General features: G+C 61.0%; 23 protein-coding genes and 1 tRNA gene. 17 read left to right on the top strand and 7 right to left on the bottom strand.

The features are described 5' to 3' along the window. Positions 1–4 precede the first annotated feature (4 nt). Positions 5–1,261: a phosphoribosylamine--glycine ligase gene (gene purD, locus E0E41_RS17780; RefSeq protein ID WP_130871210.1), complete on the top strand. Its 1,257-nt coding sequence runs from the start codon at positions 5–7 to the stop codon at positions 1,259–1,261. A 100-nt stretch (positions 1,262–1,361) separates the two neighbouring features. Here the strand turns inward: purD and E0E41_RS17775 are convergent, their stop codons facing one another. From E0E41_RS17775 to E0E41_RS17765, 3 genes are all read right to left on the bottom strand, one after another. Continuing rightward, positions 1,362–2,165 carry an IS3 family transposase gene (locus tag E0E41_RS17775; RefSeq protein WP_242623869.1) on the bottom strand — a complete coding sequence of 268 codons (804 nt, stop codon included), beginning with the start codon at positions 2,163–2,165 and terminating at the stop codon, positions 1,362–1,364. A 50-nt stretch (positions 2,166–2,215) separates the two neighbouring features. Further along, the gene (locus E0E41_RS17770) at positions 2,216–2,530 is read right to left on the bottom strand and encodes an imidazolonepropionase (RefSeq protein ID WP_130868367.1); all 315 of its coding nucleotides are present in this window, start codon (positions 2,528–2,530) and stop codon (positions 2,216–2,218) included. A gap of 99 nt (positions 2,531–2,629) precedes the next feature. Continuing rightward, positions 2,630–3,334: a hypothetical protein gene (locus E0E41_RS17765; protein ID WP_130871208.1), complete on the bottom strand. Its 705-nt coding sequence runs from the start codon at positions 3,332–3,334 to the stop codon at positions 2,630–2,632. Between the two features lie 175 nt (positions 3,335–3,509). On the opposite strand from E0E41_RS17765, the gene E0E41_RS17760 reads away from it, so the two are divergent. The 8 genes from E0E41_RS17760 to E0E41_RS17725 all read left to right on the top strand — a co-directional run bounded on the left by E0E41_RS17760 (position 3,510) and on the right by E0E41_RS17725 (position 12,360). Continuing rightward, entirely contained in the window at positions 3,510–4,376 is an 867-nt protein-coding gene (locus E0E41_RS17760; protein WP_130871207.1) for a class I SAM-dependent methyltransferase, read from the top strand. A gap of 30 nt (positions 4,377–4,406) precedes the next feature. Next, positions 4,407–5,270, top strand: a complete 864-nt coding sequence (locus E0E41_RS17755) for an energy-coupling factor transporter ATPase (RefSeq protein ID WP_130871206.1) — start codon at positions 4,407–4,409, stop codon at positions 5,268–5,270. Positions 5,271–5,306: 36 nt separating this feature from the next. Continuing rightward, the gene (locus tag E0E41_RS17750) at positions 5,307–6,170 is read left to right on the top strand and encodes an energy-coupling factor transporter ATPase (RefSeq protein WP_130871205.1); all 864 of its coding nucleotides are present in this window, start codon (positions 5,307–5,309) and stop codon (positions 6,168–6,170) included. After that, entirely contained in the window at positions 6,171–6,983 is an 813-nt protein-coding gene (locus E0E41_RS17745; protein ID WP_130871204.1) for an energy-coupling factor transporter transmembrane component T family protein, read from the top strand. Between the two features lie 23 nt (positions 6,984–7,006). Continuing rightward, positions 7,007–7,756: a tRNA pseudouridine(38-40) synthase TruA gene (truA, locus tag E0E41_RS17740; RefSeq protein ID WP_130871203.1), complete on the top strand. Its 750-nt coding sequence runs from the start codon at positions 7,007–7,009 to the stop codon at positions 7,754–7,756. A gap of 33 nt (positions 7,757–7,789) precedes the next feature. Then, positions 7,790–8,983 carry a DUF5711 family protein gene (locus E0E41_RS17735; RefSeq protein ID WP_130871202.1) on the top strand — a complete coding sequence of 398 codons (1,194 nt, stop codon included), beginning with the start codon at positions 7,790–7,792 and terminating at the stop codon, positions 8,981–8,983. A 15-nt stretch (positions 8,984–8,998) separates the two neighbouring features. Then, on the top strand, positions 8,999–9,721 hold the full coding sequence (locus E0E41_RS17730) for a CvpA family protein (protein WP_130871201.1): 723 nt from the start codon (positions 8,999–9,001) through the stop codon (positions 9,719–9,721). Between the two features lie 95 nt (positions 9,722–9,816). Then, positions 9,817–12,360 (top strand): ATP-dependent Clp protease ATP-binding subunit, encoded by a 2,544-nt coding sequence (locus tag E0E41_RS17725; protein ID WP_130871200.1) that lies wholly within the window; start codon positions 9,817–9,819, stop codon positions 12,358–12,360. A gap of 48 nt (positions 12,361–12,408) precedes the next feature. Here E0E41_RS17725 and E0E41_RS17720 read toward each other — a convergent pair whose 3' ends face one another. Next, positions 12,409–13,044, bottom strand: a complete 636-nt coding sequence (locus E0E41_RS17720) for a TetR/AcrR family transcriptional regulator (RefSeq protein WP_130871199.1) — start codon at positions 13,042–13,044, stop codon at positions 12,409–12,411. Positions 13,045–13,217: 173 nt separating this feature from the next. Here E0E41_RS17720 and E0E41_RS17715 point away from each other — a divergent pair. From E0E41_RS17715 to E0E41_RS18660, 5 genes are all read left to right on the top strand, one after another. Further along, positions 13,218–13,291, top strand: a tRNA-Gly gene (locus E0E41_RS17715). Positions 13,292–14,088: 797 nt separating this feature from the next. Then, a complete protein-coding gene (locus tag E0E41_RS17710) occupies positions 14,089–14,763 on the top strand; it encodes a TVP38/TMEM64 family protein (protein WP_130871198.1) in 675 nt (224 codons plus the stop codon). Beyond that, a complete protein-coding gene (locus E0E41_RS17705; RefSeq protein ID WP_130871197.1) occupies positions 14,760–15,419 on the top strand; it encodes a lysoplasmalogenase family protein in 660 nt (219 codons plus the stop codon). The genes E0E41_RS17710 and E0E41_RS17705 overlap by 4 nt, the downstream gene beginning before the upstream one ends. Before the next feature lies 1 nt (position 15,420). Further along, the gene (locus tag E0E41_RS17700) at positions 15,421–16,089 is read left to right on the top strand and encodes a TIGR01906 family membrane protein (protein WP_130871196.1); all 669 of its coding nucleotides are present in this window, start codon (positions 15,421–15,423) and stop codon (positions 16,087–16,089) included. Between the two features lie 52 nt (positions 16,090–16,141). Beyond that, positions 16,142–16,318 carry a hypothetical protein gene (locus tag E0E41_RS18660; protein ID WP_165450608.1) on the top strand — a complete coding sequence of 59 codons (177 nt, stop codon included), beginning with the start codon at positions 16,142–16,144 and terminating at the stop codon, positions 16,316–16,318. Between the two features lie 279 nt (positions 16,319–16,597). On the opposite strand, the gene E0E41_RS17690 is transcribed toward E0E41_RS18660, so the two are convergent. The 3 genes from E0E41_RS17690 to E0E41_RS17680 are packed head-to-tail and all read right to left on the bottom strand — an operon-like array spanning position 16,598 to position 19,021. Then, positions 16,598–17,068 carry a phage holin family protein gene (locus E0E41_RS17690; protein ID WP_130871194.1) on the bottom strand — a complete coding sequence of 157 codons (471 nt, stop codon included), beginning with the start codon at positions 17,066–17,068 and terminating at the stop codon, positions 16,598–16,600. A 10-nt stretch (positions 17,069–17,078) separates the two neighbouring features. Further along, on the bottom strand, positions 17,079–18,521 hold the full coding sequence (locus E0E41_RS17685; RefSeq protein ID WP_130871193.1) for an N-acetylmuramoyl-L-alanine amidase: 1,443 nt from the start codon (positions 18,519–18,521) through the stop codon (positions 17,079–17,081). Continuing rightward, positions 18,518–19,021 (bottom strand): hypothetical protein, encoded by a 504-nt coding sequence (locus E0E41_RS17680; RefSeq protein WP_130871192.1) that lies wholly within the window; start codon positions 19,019–19,021, stop codon positions 18,518–18,520. Before E0E41_RS17680 ends, E0E41_RS17685 begins: the two co-directional genes overlap by 4 nt. A gap of 140 nt (positions 19,022–19,161) precedes the next feature. Between E0E41_RS17680 and E0E41_RS19330 the strand changes: the two genes are divergently transcribed. From E0E41_RS19330 to E0E41_RS17670, 3 genes are all read left to right on the top strand, one after another. Then, positions 19,162–19,764, top strand: a complete 603-nt coding sequence (locus E0E41_RS19330; RefSeq protein WP_242623868.1) for a hypothetical protein — start codon at positions 19,162–19,164, stop codon at positions 19,762–19,764. A gap of 681 nt (positions 19,765–20,445) precedes the next feature. After that, the gene (locus tag E0E41_RS18655) at positions 20,446–20,619 is read left to right on the top strand and encodes a hypothetical protein (RefSeq protein WP_165450607.1); all 174 of its coding nucleotides are present in this window, start codon (positions 20,446–20,448) and stop codon (positions 20,617–20,619) included. A gap of 22 nt (positions 20,620–20,641) precedes the next feature. Further along, positions 20,642–20,902, top strand: coding sequence for a hypothetical protein (locus tag E0E41_RS17670; RefSeq protein ID WP_130871191.1), 261 nt, complete (start codon positions 20,642–20,644; stop codon positions 20,900–20,902). Positions 20,903–20,949 lie beyond the last annotated feature (47 nt).

Below are 20,949 nucleotides of genomic sequence, written 5' to 3'. Positions count from 1 at the left end.
TTGCATGAATGTACTGATCGTAGGCGGCGGCGGGCGGGAGCACGCCATCGCCTGGGCTCTGTCCAGGAGCGATAAGGTGGACCACCTCTACTGCGCCCCGGGCAACGGCGGCATCTCCGCCCTGGCCCAGTGCGTACCCATCGCCGCCACAGACGTGAAGGCCATGGTGGACTGGGCGGTAACCAACCACATGGACTTTGTGGTGGTGGCCCCTGATGACCCCCTGGCCCTGGGCATGGTGGACGAGCTGGACAAGGCGGGCATCCCCGCCTTCGGCCCCAACGCCGCCGCCGCCATCATCGAGGCCAGCAAGAGCTTTTCCAAGAACCTGATGGAGAAGTATCACATCCCCACCGCCAGGCACAGGACCTTCACCGATATGGACCAGGCCCTGGCCTACGTGGCTGAGCAGGGCGCGCCCATCGTGGTGAAGGCCGACGGCCTGGCCCTGGGCAAGGGCGTAGTGGTGGCCCAGACCGTGGAGGAGGCCCAGCAGGCCGTCCGGTCCATGATGGGGGACCACAAGTTCGGCCAGGCCGGAGCCAAGGTGGTCATCGAGGAGTGCATGACCGGCCCGGAGGTGACGGTGCTGGCCTTCTGCGACGGGGAGCACATCCTCCCCATGCCCTCCTCCCAGGACCACAAGCGGGCCTATGACGGCAACCAGGGCCCCAACACCGGCGGCATGGGAGCCATCTCCCCCTCCCCCAACTACACCCCCGAGGTGGCCAGGCGGTGCATGGAGGAGATCTTCCTGCCCACCGTGGCCGCCCTCAGGGCGGAGGGCCGCCCCTTCCACGGGGTGATCTACTTCGGTCTGATGCTCACCCCCGACGGCCCCAAGGTGGTGGAGTACAACGCCCGCTTCGGCGACCCGGAGTGTCAGGCGGTGCTCTCCCTGCTGGACAGCGACCTGATGGACCTGTTCCTGGCCTGCCGGAACGGCACCCTGGACCAGGTGGACGTGCGCTGGAAGGAGGGCGCCTCCTGCTGCCTGGTGCTGGCCAGCGGCGGCTACCCCGGCAGCTATGTGAAGGGATATCCCATTACAGGCCTTGACGAGGCCGGACAGACCGCCGTCGTGTTCCACGCCGGCACCAAGCTGGGCGAGGACGGCACTGTCCTGACCAACGGCGGCCGGGTATTGGGCGTCACCGCCACCGGCCCCGACCTGGAGGCGGCCATCCAGGGGGCCTACGCCGCTGCCAAGCATATTCACTTTACAGATATGCACTTCCGCACCGACATCGGGCGGGTGTAAAATGTAACAGATAAAAAGTCATCCCGGATTGCCGTTTCGATGAACTGCCCCAGATTGTGCGGACAGTACAAAAAAGAGCCCTGGTAGGAAATATGAAGTTTTAGGAGGAGAGGCGTCGCGCAAGCGGCGCCTCTCCAGTTTTCAACTGGATGCGCTCATGGTTGTAAAAATGGATGTAACGGTCAATCATCTCGTTAGCCTCAGAGAAAGAGGCAGGTTTGTGTCGGTAAATACATTCTGTTTTGAGGATAGAGAAAAAAATCTCTGCCATGGCATTGTCATAAGGGTTTCCGCATCTTGACATAGACGGCGTAATGCCGTATGTTTGAGTCAGCTCAAAATATGCTTGTGAGGCGTACTGAGCACCCTGGTCGCTGTGGAGCTGCAACTCTGCAGCGACCCTCTTTTTCTCTCGCTTCATGGCCAGACGAATCGTGTCCAAACCCAGATTCACAGTTTGTTCTGTCCCGGTTTTGTAAGCTACAATGCTATTGTCATAGAGGTCCCGGATCATGGACAGGTACAGTACGCCCTGGTTGGTGTGGATATAGGAGATGTCCGTTACCCATTTGCTGTTGGGCTTGTCCGCATAAAACTGCCGGTTGAGCAGATTTTTGTACCTGTGAACCTGCTGCCCCATTTGCTGCCATTTCCTGCGGCGGCGGATTTCAGACAGCAGATCGTACTTTTTCATAATTCGCAGCACAGTTTTGGGATTACAGAAAATATTCTGACTTTTCAGCCATATCCACATCCGCCGGTACCCGTAGGTACGCAAGGTGCGTTCCCGCTGCCGTGCAAGCATTTCCGCAAGAGTGGCATCCTTTTCTGGTCTGCCCAGGCGATGGACAAAGGCGTAGTAGCCGCTTCTGGATACTCCAAAAAATTTACACATGACTGCCACTGGATGCTCGGTTCTGTGACGATATATGACATGGTATTTTACCCTTGCCCTCACCTCCTTCCTGTGAAGCACAGAAAATCCCGCAGCAGCTTATTCTCCATACGAAGCCGCTGGATTTCATAGGCCTGCTCTGACACAATGTCTCTTGGTGCGGCGCCTTTCCTCGGCCGTCCTTTGGGCCGCGGGAGAATGCCGGCTTCCAATTTGCGTTCTTTTCTTCGCTCACGCTTAAGCAGCCTTTTTACCACCTGCTTATCCTGAAAGCCGTAGTATTCTGCAACTTCCCGCTGGGTTTTCCCCTCTGCTATCATTGCCTTGATTTCAGGCAGAAGTACTTGAACGTGTGTGTAATTTCGTTTTCCCATGACAAGGCCCCCTGATGTAGTCTATTTTCCTACATCAGGGGGCCTTTTGTCACTGTCCGTTTTTACTGGACCTGTTCAAATGACGCGCCGGGGTTTTTCTTATGCCTTCTTCTGATCTTCCAGGGGAAGGGGGTCGGGGGCCTTGTGCTCCCCGATACAGGACTGGACCATCTTCTCCAGCCGCTCGTCCTGGGCACAGAACCGGTTGGTGACTTCCTCCAGCATGGCCCGCACCCGCTCCAGCTCTCCGGTGGTGTGGGAAATGGTGGCGTCCATATCGGTGCGCAGGTCCTCATAGCTCTTGCGCACCTTGTTCAGCCACTGCTCCAGATCCTGGCGGGCCTTCTCCACCCGCTCCTCCGCCTCGGCCTGCACCGCCTGGGCCCGGCAGTGGGCCTCCAGCTCGATGCCGGCGGTGCGGTCCTTTACCTTCTCATAGGCCTGGGCCGCAGGCTCCGCCTGGGCCAGCTTGCTCTCCGCCTCCGCCAGAGCCGCCTGCACCCGGGCCAGCTCCGCCTCCGCGGTCTCCAGACGGCCCTTCAGGTCCTCCGCCTGGCTTTTGGCCTCCTCCAGTTCCCCTTCCAGCCGCTGGACGGTCTCGTCCTCAGCCTGAGCCTGCTCTTTGGCCTGGGCCTGCTCCGCCTCCAGGTCGGCCCGGGCCTTCCGGGCTTCCTCCAGCTCACGGGTCAGCTCCTCCACCTTCTCCCGGTGGGACTGGTTGGAAGATTCAATATAATTCAGCACATCCTGCTTCTGAAAGCCGCCGAAAGCCGCCGTCCGGAACTGAAGCTCTGTGTCGCTCATAGTGGCAACCCCATTTCTCTCGTTTTCTCCACCGGCCAACCGCCGGGAGGGCATTCTTTGAAGGTATTTTATCACAGATTTCGCCATAACACAATTCTTTCTTCACATTGACTGAGTGGAATGCAGATGATATAATGGGATGATTATGACAAGAAGTACGGTGGGGTTGAAAACTATGTGGATCTCAGACGGATGGAAGGACTACGAACTGCTGGACTGCGGCGGCGGAGAGCGGCTGGAGCGGTGGGGAAAATACACCCTGGTGCGGCCTGATCCCCAGGCCATCTGGCGGCCGGAGGGCAGGCACCCCGGCTGGCGGAAGCACGACGCCCGGTATCAGCGCTCCTCCACCGGCGGCGGCCAGTGGGTGAAAAAGGACCTGCCGGAGCGGTGGACCCTGGGGTACAAGGGCCTGACCTTCAACATCAAGCCCATGAATTTCAAGCACACCGGCCTGTTCCCCGAACAGGCCGCCAACTGGGACTTCGCCATGGAGCGCATCCGCTCCGCCGGACGGCCCATCAGCGTGCTCAACCTGTTCGCCTACACCGGCGGGGCCAGCGTGGCCTGCGCCGCGGCGGGGGCCAGCGTGTGTCACGTGGACGCCGCCCGGGGCATGGTGAGCTGGGCCAGGGAGAACGCCAGGAGCTCCGGGCTGGAGGACGCCCCCATCCGCTGGATCGTGGACGACTGCGGCAAGTTCGTGGAGCGGGAGATCCGCCGGGGCCGCCGGTATGATGCGGTCATCATGGACCCCCCCTCCTATGGCCGGGGTCCCTCCGGTGAGATCTGGAAGCTGGAGGAAAACCTGTTCCCCTTCGTGGAGCTGGTGACCCGGGTGCTCAGCGACAATCCCCTGTTCTTCCTCATCAATTCCTACACCACAGGCCTGGCCCCCTCGGTGCTCACCTATCTGCTGGAGACCCTGGTGGCCCGGCATCACGGCGGACACACCGACAGCCAGGAGCTGGGCCTGCCGGTGACCGCCACCGGGCTGGCGCTGCCCTGCGGCGCCACCGGGCGCTGGACGGCGGCGTTGTAACGTCCGCCCCATATTGAGAGGTATCATACTATGAGCAATACGATTCTGAAAACCCAGGATCTGCACTTCTCCTATCAGGAGGAGACCATTCCCGCCCCTGTGGTGCTGGATGGGGTGGACCTGGAGATCGAGGCCGGCTCCTTCGTGGCGGTGCTGGGCCACAACGGCTCGGGCAAATCCACCCTGGCCAAGCATATGAACGCCATCCTCCTGCCCACCGGCGGGAAGGTATACGTGGACGGCATGGACACCGCCGACGAGGACAAGCTGCTGGACATCCGCCGCACGGTGGGCATGGTGTTCCAGAACCCGGACAACCAGATCGTGGCCAACGTGGTGGAGGAGGATGTGGCCTTCGCCCCGGAGAATCTGGGGGTACCCCCGGAGGAGATCCGCCGCCGGGTGGATGACGCGCTGAAGGCCGTTGGGATGTACGAGTACCGGGAACACGCCCCTCACCTGCTCTCCGGCGGTCAGAAGCAGCGGGTAGCCATTGCCGGCGTCATCGCCATGCGGCCCCGGTGCATCGTGCTGGACGAGCCCACCGCCATGCTGGACCCCATCGGCCGCTCGGAGGTATTAAAGACCATCAAGGAGCTCAACCGCACCTCCGGGGTGACGGTGGTGCTCATCACCCACCACATGGACGAGGCCGCCCAGGCCGACCGGCTGGTGGTCATGGCCAAGGGCAAGGTCATCGCCGACGGCGCTCCCCGGGACGTGTTCCAGCGGGTGGAGGAACTGAAGGCCGTGGGCCTGACCGTGCCTGAGACCACCGAGCTCTTGTGGGAGCTGCGCCAGGCTGGGGTGGACGTGCCCCTGGACGCCCTCAGCGATGAGGAGTGCGCCGCTGTTCTGGCCAAATTGCTCACCAAGGACGTGACCCCGGCTTAAGGGGCATGTACCACCATAATAAAGGAATGAAGTCATTTGGAACCGATTATTGAGACCCGGCATCTGAGCCACATCTACTCCGCCGGCACCCCCTTTGAGCACGGGGCTCTGGTGGACGTGGACTTCACCGCCTACCGCGGGGAGTACCTGGGCATCATCGGCCACACCGGCTCTGGCAAATCCACCCTGATCCAGCATCTCAACGGCCTGCTCAAGCCCACCTCCGGGCAGGTCCTGTTCGAGGGCAAGGACATCTGGGAGACCAAGGAGCGCACCCGCCAGACCCGCTTCCAGGTGGGTCTGGTGTTCCAGTACCCGGAGTACCAGCTCTTTGAGGAGACGGTATACAAGGACATCTCCTTCGGCCCCCGGAACATGGGCCTGGACGAGGGGGAGATCGACCGCCGGGTGCGGCAGGCCGCTCAGTTCGTGGGTCTGAAGGACGAGATCCTGGAAAAGTCCCCCTTTGAGCTGTCCGGCGGCCAGAAGCGCCGGGTGGCCATCGCCGGCGTCATCGCCATGGAGCCCTCGGTGCTCATTCTGGACGAGCCCACCGCCGGTCTGGACCCGGTGGGCGTGGAGGCCATTCTGGGCAACATCCACGACTATCACGCGGCCAAGAACGCCACTATCATCATCGTCTCCCACTCCATGGAGGAGATGGCCCGGACAGTGGACCGGATCGTGGTGGTCAACGACGCCAGGATCCCCTTCTCCGGCACCCCCCGGGAGGTATTCGCCCACGGGGACGAGCTGGAAAAGATGGGCCTGGGCGTGCCCGCCATGACCCGGGTGTTCCACCGTCTGAAAAGCATGGGGGTGGACATCGACCCCTCGGTGTACACCATCCAGCAGGCCAGGGACGCCATTTTGGCCAAACTCGGAAGGGCGGTGGGTTAAGTGGCACTGAAAGACATTACCCTGGGCCAGTACTTCCCCGGCACCACCATTATTCACCGGCTGGATCCCCGGGTGAAGATCATCGGCACCATCGCCTATATCGTGGCCCTGTTCCTGGCCAAGTGGCTGGTGAGCTACGCCGTTCTGCTGGTGCTGCTGGCCGCCCTCATCGCCGTATCCAGGATCGGACTGAAGAGCATCCTGCGGGGCATGAAGCCCATCCTCATCATCGTGGTCATCACCGGCCTGCTCAACCTGTTCTACACCCCCGGCCAGGGAGAGCCTCTGGTCTCCTTCTGGGTGTTCACCATCTACCCCGAGGGCGTGTGGGCGGCCTGCGCCATGGTGCTGCGCATCGCCATGCTCATCACCTGCACCTTCCTGCTGACCTACACCACCTCCCCCATCCAGCTCACCGACGCCCTGGAGCGGCTGATGGGGCCTCTGAAGGCCATCAAGGTACCCGTCCATGAGCTGTCCATGATGATGTCCATCGCCCTGCGGTTCATCCCCACCCTCATTGAGGAGACCGACAAGATCATGTCCGCCCAGAAGGCCCGGGGCGCCGACTTCGAGTCGGGCAACCTGCTCCAGCGGGCCCGGGCCCTGGTGCCCCTGCTGGTGCCTCTGTTCATCTCCGCCTTCCGCCGGGCCGACGAGCTGGCGGTGGCCATGGAGTGCCGCTGCTACCACGGCGGCGAGGGCCGTACCCGTATGCGCCAGCTGAAGCTGACCGGCACAGACATCGCCGCCCTGGTGCTGTCCATCCTTCTGTGCGTGGTCATCGGCGTGCTGGGCCATTACGGATTCTAAAAACAACTGGACGTTAAGGCTTTATGAGAAATATCGCGTTAAAACTGATGTATGTGGGCACCGCCTACCACGGCTGGCAGGTGCAGAAGAATGCGGTTTCCGTGGCGGAGACCCTGGAAAAGGCCCTGGCCACGGTGGTGGGCCACCCGGTGAAATGCACCGGGGCGGGCCGCACCGACGCGGGGGTCCACGCGGAGACCTACGTGGCCAACTTCCGCACCACCTCCCGCATCCCCTGCGACCGGCTGCCCCTGGCGGTGAACACCCGGCTGCCCGACGACATCGTGGTGGTGAAGGCCACCGAGGTGCCGGAGGAGTTCAACGCCATCGGCTCCTGTCTGAAAAAGGAGTACACCTACCGCATCTACAACTCCCACATCCGCAACGCCTTCTATGTGGACCGGGCCTGGTTCTACCCCAAGCATCTGGACGAGAATGTGATGCAGCGGGCGGCCTCCCACTTTGTGGGCACCCACGACTTTGCCGCCGTCCGGTCGGTGGGCACCGAGACCCGCACCACGGTGCGGACGGTGTACTACTTCGACATTTCCCGCAGCGGCGATATCATCCAATGTAAGGTGTGCGCCAACGGCTTCTTGTACAACATGGTGCGGGCCATGGTGGGCACCTGCGTCTACGCCGCCGACGGGAAGTTCTCCCCCGACGACGTGCCCGCCATCCTGGAGGGCAAAAACCGGACGGCCGCCGGACCTACGGTCCCCGCGGGCGGACTGTACATGACGAAGCTGTGGTACAACGAGGACGTGCTGTAAGCCGTCCGCATAAATCCCGGTGAGGAGCATACAATGGACGAGATGAACCGGGGACGGACAGCTCCGCCCCCCAAAAAGCGGCCCAATCTGTTCGTCCGCTTTCTGACCTTTCTGGTCACCCTGGCGCTGGTAGTGGGCGCCGTGGTGCTGGTGGTCAACTATGACAAATTGAATTTCGATTCCATCAAGCGCTGGTTCACCTACCGGAACCTGGAGCGCAGCGAGAGCGGCCAGAGCGAATCCTTCTCCTTCGACAGCGACATCTCCAGCACCTTCGCCGTGCTGGACGGCGACCTGCTGGTGTGCTCGGGCACCAACATCCGGCTCTACTCAGGCAACGCCCAGATCTATGTCAATCAGACGGTATCCATGCAGTCTCCGGCGGTCCGGGTGGCGGGCAACGCCGCACTGATCTACGACATAGGCGGCCAGGACCTGTTCGTGTACCGGGACCGGGCGGAGGCTTTCTCCCTGGCTCTGGACGAGGATCAGCAGATCATCTCCGCCGACCTGAACGACCAGGGCTGGTTGGTGGTGGTCACTCAGGAGAGCGGCTATAAGGGCATCGTCACGGTGTACGACAGCTCCTTTGCCCCTCAGATCCGCTTCAAACTGTCCAGCCGGTTCGTTATGGATGCGGCCATGGCCCCCGACAGCAAGTCGGTGGCTCTGCTCACCATGGGGCTGGACGGCGATTCCTTCCAGAGCCGGGTGGATCTGTACGAGCTGGACCGGACGGAGGAGGAAGCCGATCCCAACTGGACCTGCCCTGTGGGAAACGACGTGATCCTGGCCCTGCGCTGGAACAGCAGCGGCATCTGGGCCCTGGGTGAGAACCCCCTCTCCATCGTATCCGCCGACGGCACTTTATCCGGCACCTGTGACTACAATGGACTTTATCTGAAGAATTTCTCTCTGGACGGTGACGGCACCGCAGTGCTGCTGCTGGGCAAATACCGGGCGGGCACCTCCGCCGAGCTGTGGGTGATCTCCTCCGACGGCACCACCCGCGCCTCCCTGCCCACGGAAGAGCAGGTGCTCTCCCTCTCAGCCTCAGGCCGCTATATCTCCCTGCTGACCGCCAACCGGCTGGATATCTACAACCAGGACCTGGAGGTCTACAACACCCTGGACGGCACCCAGAGCGCCCAGAAGGTGCTCCAGCGGTCCGACGGCAGCGTCATGCTCATCGACAACACCTCGGCCAGAATCTACGTACCCCAGTAAGTTCGGAGGACCCAAATGACAGCATTTCTCATCCTTGACCTGATCATCGTGGCGGTGTTCCTCATTTTCGCCGCCATCGGCGCCCACAGAGGGCTGGTGCTCTCCCTGTGCGGCCTGCTGGCGGTGCTGGTTGCCTTCGTGGGCGCCAGCTTTGCCGCCCGCACCCTGTCCCCCATGGTGGCCAACGCGCTGGAACCCCGGTTCGCCGCCGCCATTGAGGAGCAGCTCAACGAGCAGATCCAGAACAGCCAGGTTCAGACCGACCTGACCGACCCCGGCGCCGGGGAGGTCTCCCCCGACACCCTGCCCCTCCAGGACGTGCTCAACGCCCTGCGGGAGATGGGCTTTTATGAGACCCTGATCGACAGCGTGAATCAGGCGGTGGAGGACGGCATGACCGCCGTGGCGGCCAGCGCGGCGGCCCAGGTGGCGGCAGCCATCGCCCAGTCTGCGGCCTACCTGATCATCTTCCTGGTGGGCTTCGTGCTCATCCTGGTGGCCTGGAAGCTCATCAGCCACACCCTGGACCTGGTGGCCCGGCTGCCCGGCCTGCATTTTCTCAACAAGACCCTGGGCGCCCTGTTCGGGCTGATCCAGGCCTGCATCATCCTGTTTATCGCCGCCTGGCTGCTCCAGTTCTTCGGGGGCATCCTGCCCCAGGATGCGGTGGAAAAGACCTATCTGCTGAAGTTCTTTATGTCCGCCAATCCCTTTGCCCTGCTGAACGGCATCCTGTAAGATAGAAGAAATCCGAAAGATTCATACCCAGTTCATAATTTCGGGTTAGAATCAATCCTCCGAGGGAGCCTGTCCCTCAAAAGGAGCTGAAGCATATGCAACCTACACTTTGTTCTCGCTGCCACAAGAACGTAGCGGTGATTTTCATCCAGAAGATAGAGGGAGGCGTCACCAAGAGTGAAGGCCTCTGCCTGAAGTGCGCCAAAGAGCTGGGCATCAAGCCCGTGGAAGATATGATGCAGAAAATGGGCATCAGCGACGAGGACCTGGAGGGTCTGACCAACGAGATGATGTCCGCCTTCGGCGGAGCCGAGGGCATGGAGGGCCTGGTCCCCAACGAGGACGGGGATCAGGACGAGGAGGACGAGGGCAAGACCGCCACCTTCCCCTTCCTGAACAAGCTGTTCGGGTCGGCCCAGAATCCCCAGGCCCAGCCGCCGGAGCGGGACCCCGGCCGCCAGGACCGGAGCGACAAGGAGAAGAAGGGCGACAAGCCCCCCAAGCGGAAGTTTTTGGAGAACTACTGCATCTCCCTGACCCAGAAGGCCGCCGACGGCAAGCTGGACCGGATCATCGGCCGGGACGAGGAGATCCAGCGCACCATCCAGATCCTCAACCGCCGGCAGAAGAACAACCCCTGCCTCATCGGTGAGCCCGGCGTGGGCAAGACCGCCATCGCCGAGGGTCTGGCGCAGAAGATCTACCAGCGGGATGTGCCCTACAAGCTGCTGGACAAGGAGGTCTATCTGCTGGACCTGACCGCCCTGGTGGCGGGCACCCAGTTCCGCGGCCAGTTTGAGAGCCGGATGAAGGGCCTCATTGAGGAGATCAAGAAGCTGGGCAACATCATCCTGGTCATCGACGAGGTCCACAACATCGTGGGCGCCGGCGACGCGGAGGGCTCCATGAACGCCGCCAACATCCTGAAGCCCGCCCTCAGCCGGGGCGAGATCCAGGTCATCGGCGCCACCACCCTCACCGAGTACCGCAAGTACATCGAGAAGGATTCCGCCCTGGAGCGGCGTTTCCAGCCGGTCATCGTGGAGGAGCCCTCCATCGAGGACAGCGTGAAGATCATCCAGGGCATCGCCCCCTACTATGAGAAGTACCACTTCGTCTCCATCTCCCCGGAAATGTGCCGGCTGGCAGTGACCATGAGCGAGCGGTACATCACCGACCGCTATCTGCCCGACAAGGCCATCGACCTGATCGACGAGGCCTGCTCTGACGTGAACCTCCACAACAAGGCTCTGGCCCGTGAGGTGGAGGTAAAGAAGGAGCTGGAGAAGCTGGGTCAGGAGCGGGAGAACCTGATGGTGGAGGCCAACGACCGGGACTACAAGCGGCAGACCGCCCTGAAGAACAACGAGGGCCGCCAGAGCGAGATCCGGCGGGAGCTGGCGAAGCTCACCGCCGAGCACGATTCCCTCATGGGCAACCCCGCCACCACCGAGGCCCTGGGGGCCAACGAGCGGCGGCAGGCCAACTTCCGCAAGGAGCTGGACAACCTGTCTCAGGAGCGGAACCAGCTGCTGGCCGACCAGGGCAGCAGCAAGGACTATGAGCGGCTGGCCGCCATCAAGAGCCGGGAGATCCAGCTTCAGGACGAGCTGAGCAGGCTGGACGCCCAGAGCGCCCCGCCCCTGACGGTGGAGCATCTGGCCCGGGTCATCGAGCTGTGGACCAAGATCCCCGCCAGCCAGATCCAGGAGGCCGAGTACGAGCGGCTGGCCAAGCTGGAGGACCGGCTGAAGGAGCACCTGATCGGCCAGGACGAGGCAGTCCACGCCGTGGCCGCCGCCGTGCGCCGGGGCCGGGTGGGCATCGCCTCCAAGCGCAAGCCCGTGTCCTTCATCTTCGTGGGCTCCACCGGCGTGGGCAAAACCGAGCTGGTGAAGCGGCTGGCCATGGACATGTTCCACTCCCCTGAATCCCTCATCCGGCTGGATATGTCGGAGTTCATGGAGAAGTTTGCCGTGTCCCGGATCATCGGCTCTCCCCCGGGCTACGTGGGCTATGACGAGGCGGGCCAGCTCACCGAGAAGGTGCGCCGCAAGCCCTACTGCGTCATCCTGTTCGACGAGATCGAGAAGGCCCACCCCGACGTGCTCAACATCCTGCTGCAGATCCTGGACGACGGCCACATCACCGACGCCCAGGGCCGCAACGTGAACTTTGAGAACACCGTCATCGTCATGACCTCCAACGCGGGCTGCGACGCCCGCACCTCCGCCGGCTCCGTGGGCTTCGGCCGCACTGCGGATGAGCAGGGCAAGGAGCGGGCCATGAAGGCTCTGGAGAGCTTCCTGCGGCCTGAGTTCATCAACCGGGTGGACGAGATCGTCTACTTCAACAAGCTCACCGAGGACAACTTCAAGGCCATCGCCGGCATCATGCTGGGTGAGCTGCGGGATACCCTGAAGGAGAAGGGCATCACCTTCACCTGGGACGAGGCCCTGCTGGACCATCTGGTGCGCAAGTCCTACTCCCAGACCTACGGCGCCCGCAACCTGCGCCGTCAGATCCAGAAGGACCTGGAGGACGACATTGCCACCAAGCTCATCGACAGCTACCTCCATCCCCTCTCCGCCATCCACGCCACCTCCGACGGGGAAAAGGCCATCATCACAGCGGAATAAGCAAAAAAGCGGGGCCGCCCCTGACAGGGGCGGCCCCGCTTTTTTTGTTTATTGTCCGGTCCTGACCAGCGCGTCCAGCAGCAGCCGGGAGCCGTGGACCAGATATTCCTCCCGGCTCAGCCCCAGTGTGCGCTGGAGATGATCCGCCCGGAATTCCGCCGTATGGATGATCCCCGACAGGGCGGACCAGAAGAGCAGCACCGTCTCCATGGGGGGCAGCTTGGTGCGCACCACGCCCTCCTCCACGCCGCGGAGCAGGAAGGCGGCCATCTCCTCATCGATCTCGCCGGTCACCCGGATGATATCCGCCTGCCCCTTCTGTATCTCCTCCGAGGCCTGGGACAGAGGCATCACGCCTGTGGCCGCGTCATAGGCCGTGGGGTTTTCATCATAAAACCGCACGATCACCCGGCACACCGCATCATAGGCTTGGAACCAGTCCTGGTGGCTCTCAATGGCCTCATGCAGCTTCCGCTTCAGCAGCACGATGCCGCTGAGCAAAATGGCGTTGATGATCTCCTCCTTGCTCTGGAAGTACACATACAGCGTGGCCTTGCTGTACTCCGCCTCCCGGGCAATGTCGTCCATCGTGGTCTTTTCTGTACCCTTTTCCGCGAACAGCCGCTCAGCTGCCGCCAGGATGGAGCCGCGATGAAATTCCGTCAGCGCCTGCTTTTTGCTCATCGTAATTCCAGCCTTTCCGATTCAAAAATTATACCCTTGGTTTAGTTATCATATTACCATGTCTTTCGCCATTTTGCAAGGGAATCCTCCGCGACTTTTTATAGGGCACAAAAAAACACTTGCAATACAAGATGATCCATGCTATAATTTTTCAGTCAGTTGGCCCAATCAATGCAGGTATAGTTCAGTGGTAGAACGTCAGCTTCCCAAGCTGAATATGGGAGTTCGATTCTCCTTACCTGCTCCACACGAAAAAGCCCTGAAAGTATTGAAAAATCAGTACTTTCAGGGCTTTTTGCTTTCTGTCTTGCCACGCTTGACATGCTTAAAAACAGCCGGTTTTGACGGTTTGGGTGGTGGAAATGGTGGTGTTGCAAAATTTCCGCCTTCAGGCGGCGAACTGCAATTTGTATTTTGCATATCCACGCAAATCAGACAAACACATGCAAAGCAGTGGCAGCCGGGCCAGAAACCAGGCCGCCGAACCGGCGGCCTCTCCCCACCCTGACCGGCATGACCATACACCACGAGTTGCAGAGCGTGTGTCTGGAGTTCGCCAATGAAAGCCATCCCCTCCTGATGGACAAGCCCTATTGGGTTCCGAAAATCCTGGCGTTATTGGGAATTCCGTTCTGATTTTATCTGTCCGGGCCGCTGTCCTGCGGTCCGGATTTTTTCTTTACCATTCCTCTACAAATTTATTATGCAAGTATTACAACTTTCTCTTGCATTTTCAATTAACCTGTGCTATACTGGTTTCAATCAAGATAAGGGAGGTGGATGTGCATGATCATTCTGAACGGAGTTGATATTTCCGATGTGGATGAGCTGATCTTCGGCAGCGATGAATCTGTTGTATACAGCGAGCGCTGACAAGTTCGGACAGAAGCCACACCGGAGGGTGTGGATTTTTTGTTATAGAGTAAAATCTTAATAAAATTCCACTGGAATACAGGCCCAAAACATGGTAGCCTGTTAGAGTGGGGCCGGGTGGTTGCCATCCGGCCCCTTTTGATTTTTCATATGACATGGAGACGAAAAACGATGAAACGGAAAGGTTGGCTTGTGCTGCTGGCGGTCGTTCTGCTGCTGTTGGGCAGCGGGACGCTGCTCTGGAGGAGCGGCTTCTTCGACGCTCTCACCTCCCAGCAGGCCATGCGGGACTATATCCAGCGCTTTGCGCCCTATACCCACCTGTGTTTCTTTCTGATCCAGTTTCTCTCCGTCCTGCTGGCCCCCATCCCCAGCAACATCACCGCCCTGGCGGGCGGGGTGCTGTTCGGCACCTGGGTCTCCTTCCTGCTGACCTGGGCGGCAGTGGTGCTGGGCTCCGTGCTGGTCTTTCTGTTGGCCAGATACCTGGGCCAGTCCTTTGTGGACCGCATGGTCAGCCAGTCGGTCACCGGACGCTATCTGGAGATCATCCGGCGCAAGCAGGACGTATTCCTGGCCCTGGTCTTTCTCTTTCCCTTCTTCCCCGACGACCTGATCTGTATTCTGGCCGGTCTTACCACGATCCCCTTCCGCCGCTTCCTCATCATCGCACTGCTCACCCGACCCTGGGGCCTGCTGGTGGCCTGCGCCCTTGGGGGCTCCGCCCTGTCTATCCCACTATGGGCTATGGCACTGCTGGCCGTTGGCGGAATCGCCGTATTTCTGGTGTGCCTGAAGTATGGGGATCGGTGGGAAAACTGGCTGCTGGAGCGCTTGAAAAAATGAAGAAACCTCATCTCTTCCTTGCCGCCCAGGCCGTGCTCTACGCCGCCTTCCTGGGGCTGGACCTCTTCCTGCCGGGCACCGGTTGGGACGTTCCTCTCAAATACCTCTCCATCCTGCTGTGCTTTTTCTGGTCCCTGGGGTCCGCCGGGAATCTGGACGGGAAGCTGACCTGTACGGCCCTGGCCTTCACCCTGCTGGCCGACCTGTTTCTGCTGGTGCTGGACCGCTGGTACGGGGCCGGGGTGGCCGCCTTCTGTGTGGTGCAGCTGCTCTACCTGGCCCGGATCCACCGGGCAGGCAGCCGCCCTCTGGCCCTCCGCCTGCTGCTCCGGATCGGCCTGACCGCCCTCCTGCTGATCGCAGGGGCTGCTCTGGGAGCCTTAAATGGGCTTACCGCCCTGACACTGTTCTACTTCTCCCAGCTGGCCGCCAACTTCATTGCTTGTCTCTCCCTGGGGCGGCGGGGCCGGGTGTTTGCCCTGGGGCTTCTTCTGTTCATGGGCTGCGATCTGTGCGTAGGACTGAGCAACCTGTCCTCCGTGCTGCCGCAGGCGGCGGTTCTCTCCCTGCTCCCCTTCGCCCGGGTGGGTATGTGGCTGTTCTACCTCCCCTCCCAGGTGCTCATTACTCTCTCTGCCGGAAAGTTGTGTGACTGATATGAAAGGTTCCAAACCCGCCTCCCTGCTGTGCGCGGCGGCTCTGGCCCTGCTGGTGCTGAGCTTCTCCATCGCCGTGCCCATTCTGTTCCGCCCCTTCTACTATGTACAGATCAACGCCCTGGAGCTGCCGGAGCGCACCGGCTGGTCGGAGGAAGTGATCCGGGAGGCCTACGACGAAGTGCTGGACTTCTGCGTGCTGGGTAAGCCCTTCGGCACCGGTCAGCTGGCCTGGTCGGAATCGGGCCGCAGCCACTTTGCCGACGTGCGGGTGCTGTTCCTGGTGGACTTCGCAGTACTGGCCGTCACAGCCGTGGTCTGCGCCGTGCTTCTGATCCTCCGGCTGCGGGGAAAGCTCCGCTTCCACCGCTTTCTGGGCCGCGGGCCCGGCTTCTGGGCGGGCATCCTGGCTGCCGGTCTGGTGCTGGTGGTAGGCGCGCTGGCCGCCCTGGACTTTGATCGGGCTTTTACCGTGTTCCACGCCATCTTCTTCCCGGGCAAAGACAACTGGCTTTTTGACCCGGCCACCGACCAGATCATTCTGGTCATGCCGGAAATATTTTTCCGCAACTGTTCCATTCTGATCGGCGTGGTGCTGCTGGTGTGCTGCGCGGTTCTGATCCTCTCCGACCTGCTCCGCCGCCGGACAGAGCCGCGCCGCGGCGCCTGAGAACCGAATCGTTTTCGCTTTCCCGGGGAATACTGCCTGTTGAGGTGATTCTATGGCCAAACAAGGCATGGCGCGTCCGGACCGGACCCACACCCAGCCCCGCAATGAGCTTGCTCCCGTTCCTGAACTCCAGGGCAGAGCCAAGCAGGGGAAGGAAAAGGCAAATCCCATCATCGCCGGTACCTCCGGCCCTCACATGAAGGTCTACCACTCCGAAAACAAGAATTGACAGCAAACAGGCGCCGGGCCGTCTCATAGTTTCTTTGATAAAAAGAGGGGCGGCTGCGGCCGTCCCTCTTTTTGACTTCCTTCGGGCACCAACCGGCCGGGCGCACATAGAATGGAGCGGAAGGGTTTCCCTTTCAATATCTGCTAGGAGGTATTGCAATGCCTGAGAAGGTTATGCCCGGCCCCGTGCAGGATACCGCTTGTATCCGGGAGGCCGTCTGCATACACACTAAGAAGATCTACGATTCCTGCAAAGAGGAAGATATGGCGTCTTTTATATTCACTTTTCTTTTCCTGACACGGCATCCCCTGCATCATCCACTTTGGATTCCAGGGCGGCGATCATCTTGGTCAGCCACGCGGGGATGGGGGCACCCAGGGCGCCGGCGTTCTCAATAATTGAGCCCGCCTCGGTTAGGATGTACCATACCACCACCAGGGGGCCAAGCAGCACAGTGTAGGTAAAGGGCAGCTCCACGCCGGGCACGTTTGCCAGCAGGTGGCCGATCACCACATCCAGAACGGCTGCCACGATGACGGCCACGATACTGCCCAGCTTGTGCCAGATGCCGTCCCGGGCACTTTTGCTGGACCACTCCCCTGCCCGCAGAGCGGCAGCAGAGCCGGTGATATAGTCGATCACCATGAAGCATACCCAGGCCACTACCACCCAGCCGAACCAGCCCCACAGGGCGGTCAGGGCAGCGCAGATAGCGGCGACGGCCGCTTTAAAGGCATTGATGTGCTCCATGTCCATCCCCTCACTTTCCCCGCACATAGGCGGCCATGCTCTTGATCAGGGCGTGGACGTTGCTGCTGGAGTAGGAATCTCCCTTCCAGTAGTCCACGGCAGTCAGCACCCCGGCCTCGGCCAGGGTATCCACAGCTGCCTCCAGCTCAGTCTGCTCCGGATCGCACAGGTCCAGGAAGGCCTCCCAGCCGCCTGGGGTGGCCCGGATGGTCTTGGGGCAGTCCTTGCCGTTCCAGTGGTTGTGCTGCACCACCTTGTCCAGCGGGATGCCATGCTCCGCCATCAGCAGGCGCACCAGGGAAGCCGCGTTGGCCTTGGCCCGCTCAAAGTCCCCGTCCTCGTTGACACAGATCTCGATGCCGATGCTGGTGGTATTGCCGGGTCCGTTGGCGCCATCACCAGCGTGATAGGATGTCTCACTGTCCGGCAGGTGCTGGACAATGGCGTGGTCATCCACGGTGTAGTGGTAGCTGATGTACTTCCCGGCCGCATCGTCACTCTTGAGCCAGGAGGCATGAGCGGCGGCGTCCGCCCCCTTGGCATCGTTGCCTGTCTCATGAATGGTGATCGCGTCATCCGGATTCGTTCCGCCGGGCCGGTTTTTCCGGCCCTTGGGGATGCAGTCCACCTGGATGACTATGCCGGTATCCGTGACCCGCTGGACGGCCTCCACAGGCTCCAGATAGGCCATGGACACCCACCCCTTGCCGGTCTGCCCCCAGCCCTCCTGGATGGCCAGGATCTCCACCACAGTGCCGCAGGAATAGGCGCCCGCCTTGTCGTAGTTTGTCCCGGGGCCGCTGCGGATGTTCAGGCCCACGGATGGGGTCACTCTGTACTTTCCCATACTCTCCTCGCTTTCCGGCGGCTCAGGTGCCGCCTCTTTTTTGACCCACACACAGATCCAGTTGTGAGGCCGTTTTCCTCCCTGGATCTGATCCCCGTCAAAGTCGCACTGGCTGGAGGTGCCGCTGTCCAGCATCATGGCCGAGCTGCATCCCCGGTCGGCCAGCTCGTCACTGAGCTGCTCCGGCGTCATGGCGGAATTGGTGCAGTACAGGAGCAGTGAGCTGCCCACGATGCCCATGGCGCTCCGGGGCCGGGCTCCGCCCTGGGCGCTGTCGTAGGGCAGTTTTGCCAACCGCTTGCCGTCCACGATCAACGGAGAGGTGGCGATATAATTGTCGAATTCCTGCCATGCTGTGGTCTGGGTAAGATCCTGCGGCGTGTCCCAGCCATAGCCCGCCAGATCTCCCCAAGGGGTGGCAGACAGCAGCTTGCCGGCCACCTTCAGCCCCCTACAGGGTGAGCCGTCACCGTTCCACATGCCGCCGTTGAGGATATAGTCTGCGCCGGTCTCCGCTTTGACCTGCTCCAAGGTCCTGCGGCAGTTAGTCACTGCAATAGACAGCCGGCTGATCCGTTCCAGCGGAATAGATGCCATACACTTCATACAATCACCTCCTGTTGCCCGGACCCCAGTTTTCGGATCGCATCCGGGAACCGGTCCGCCACGATGGGATCGGTGCCGCCGGACACAGACCGGATAGCGTCTGCGATGTCGGCAAACAAGGCTGTCAAGCTGTCATGCTCCTCTATTTTAACGACGTAAAAGGTGTCTGTCCCGTTGGCGGTCATCCAGTAGATCCCGGTCATGGGATAGATTTTTCCGCTTTCGGTCATGGTCATAAATCCAAGCTGATTGCCTGCCTGCGTAATGAAACCTTCTGCCGCACTGAAAAAATCCGCTGAATATGCTGTGACCGGCAGAGACATCCCATACTTCTCGGCAGACGCGGCCGCTTCCTCCAGATAGCTGATTCCTTTTGCAAAGGATGCGTCCGAAGCGGAAAATGATATCTTCTGCAGCACGAAACGTGCCTGCTCCGCAAGTTGGCTGCCGCTAATTTTTGCAATTATTTCGCACAATTGGTCTATAAACTTTTCGTTCATCAGTAACTCGCCCCCATTGCGCCAAAGATTGCGGCATCTACATACTCCTTTGTGGTCGAACTGGCCAGCAGCCCGTTGAACTCCGGCTCCGTCCCAGTATAGCCCCCATCTACCGCGGATTGGTAGGCAGTCTTTCCATCTTGGCCGGGTTCTCCCTGGTCCCCCTTCGGGCCCTGGGGTCCCTGCTCACCGGGATCGCCCTGGTCACCTTTCGGGCCCTGGGGTCCCTGCTCACCGGGGACGCCCTGGTCGCCCTTGGGGCCCTGGGGTCCCTGCTCACCGGGGACGCCCTGGTCGCCCTTCGGGCCCTGGGGTCCCTGCTCACCGGGATCGCCCTGGTCGCCCTTGGGACCCTGGGGACCCTGTTCACCGGGATCGCCCTGGTCGCCCTTCGGGCCCTGGGGACCCTGCTCACCGGGGACGCCCTGGTCGCCCTTCGGACCCTGGGGTCCCTGTTCACCGGGATCGCCCTGGTCGCCTTTCGGGCCCTGGGGTCCCTGCTCACCGGGGACGCCCTGGTCGCCCTTCGGGCCCTGGGGACCCTGCTCACCGGGGTCGCCCTGGTCGCCCTTCGGACCCTGGGGGCCCTGGGGGCCCTGGGGGCCCTTGGGAAGCGGCAGGTCAGATTCGATGTATTGATTCGATTCATGGTCCCATACAAACCAAAATTCACTTTCACTGACCATGGTGGGCGGATGTTCGCTGAGCGATCTGATCGAGGCCTCAATCTGGCTAAATTCTGACGGCACTTCGGGCCACTGCACATCTCCGGACATACTCTCAGGGATGAACACCCGAATTATATTGGTGTGACGTACAATTTCTCCCCGAGAGGCCCTGAGCTGCATGGTATAGTACCCGGACAGGGCCAGCATCTCCCTGGTCAGCGTGACCGACAGGGCTCCGTTCCCCAGGTCGGAGAGTGCGATTACATTAAAGTTGTCTTCCGCCTGCACCAGCAGGTCCCAGCTCCACCCCGCCGGGATATCTCCCTCTATGCGCAGCTCCCGGGTCAGGTTGTCATACTGTCTCGCAAGTGGTTCTCCATTCACATCAATGTGCCAGCTCGAAAATGCTATCACTTTATCACCCCATTCTGAATTTGCCTATCTACCGGTCAGACAGTGGGACACAGGCAGTTCACCCACGCCTCATTACTGCGGTACATTGAACTGAAGTTGGACGAAGCCATACAACGGCACAGCCACTCACGCTTTTCAGTCCCCTTGCGGCGGGGCAAAAGCCCGCTCCAGCGCACCTACGCGCTGTTCCAGTGTCTGTCCCCTTTCTTCGCCTCACACAATCGGCCGGCGGTCTGAACCGTAACTGACCCGGTCACCCCCTCAAATTTTATTTCCCATTTATTTTTTCTCCTTTTTAATATGTGCACCCTCCATGGGCATGCTATTATCGGAGGTGATTTGATGGAACCCACTTACAGTGACAGATACGCCAACCTGACAGCAGATCCGGCCATGGAGGCCTACTTCTCCCAGTTACCCGGCTATATCCAGGCTCAGATCCGCGCCCGCAAGCAGCAGCCCGCTACCCTGGAGGAACTCCAGCGTGCGGCGGATGAGGTCAAGAAACTGTTTTAAACACAGGCATTGAGGTGATCCTATGGCCAAACAAGGCATGGCACGTCCCGATCGGACCCATACCCAGCCCCGCAATGACCAGGCCCCCGTTCCCGAGCTCCAGGGCAGGGCCAGGCACGGGAAGGAAAAAGCGAACCCCATCATCGCCGGCACTTCCGGCCCTCACATGAAGGTCTGCCACGAAAAGCCCATCCCATCCGATGCCTACCCGGAGCTGGATACCGACCTGGCCCGGGACAACGTGGAGAACGACCTTCCCGCAGCCGATCTTGAAGATCTGTAGCCCACACGCCACCGTACCGCCCTATCGTGGGCGGTACTTTTTTATCA

The sequence above is a fragment of the Intestinimonas massiliensis (ex Afouda et al. 2020) genome (genome assembly GCF_900626285.1).
In the GTDB taxonomy this organism is placed as follows: domain Bacteria; phylum Bacillota; class Clostridia; order Oscillospirales; family Oscillospiraceae; genus Flavonifractor; species Flavonifractor massiliensis_A.
Note: the sequence above shows the minus strand (reverse complement) of the source record. Positions and strands in the feature narration are given on the sequence as shown.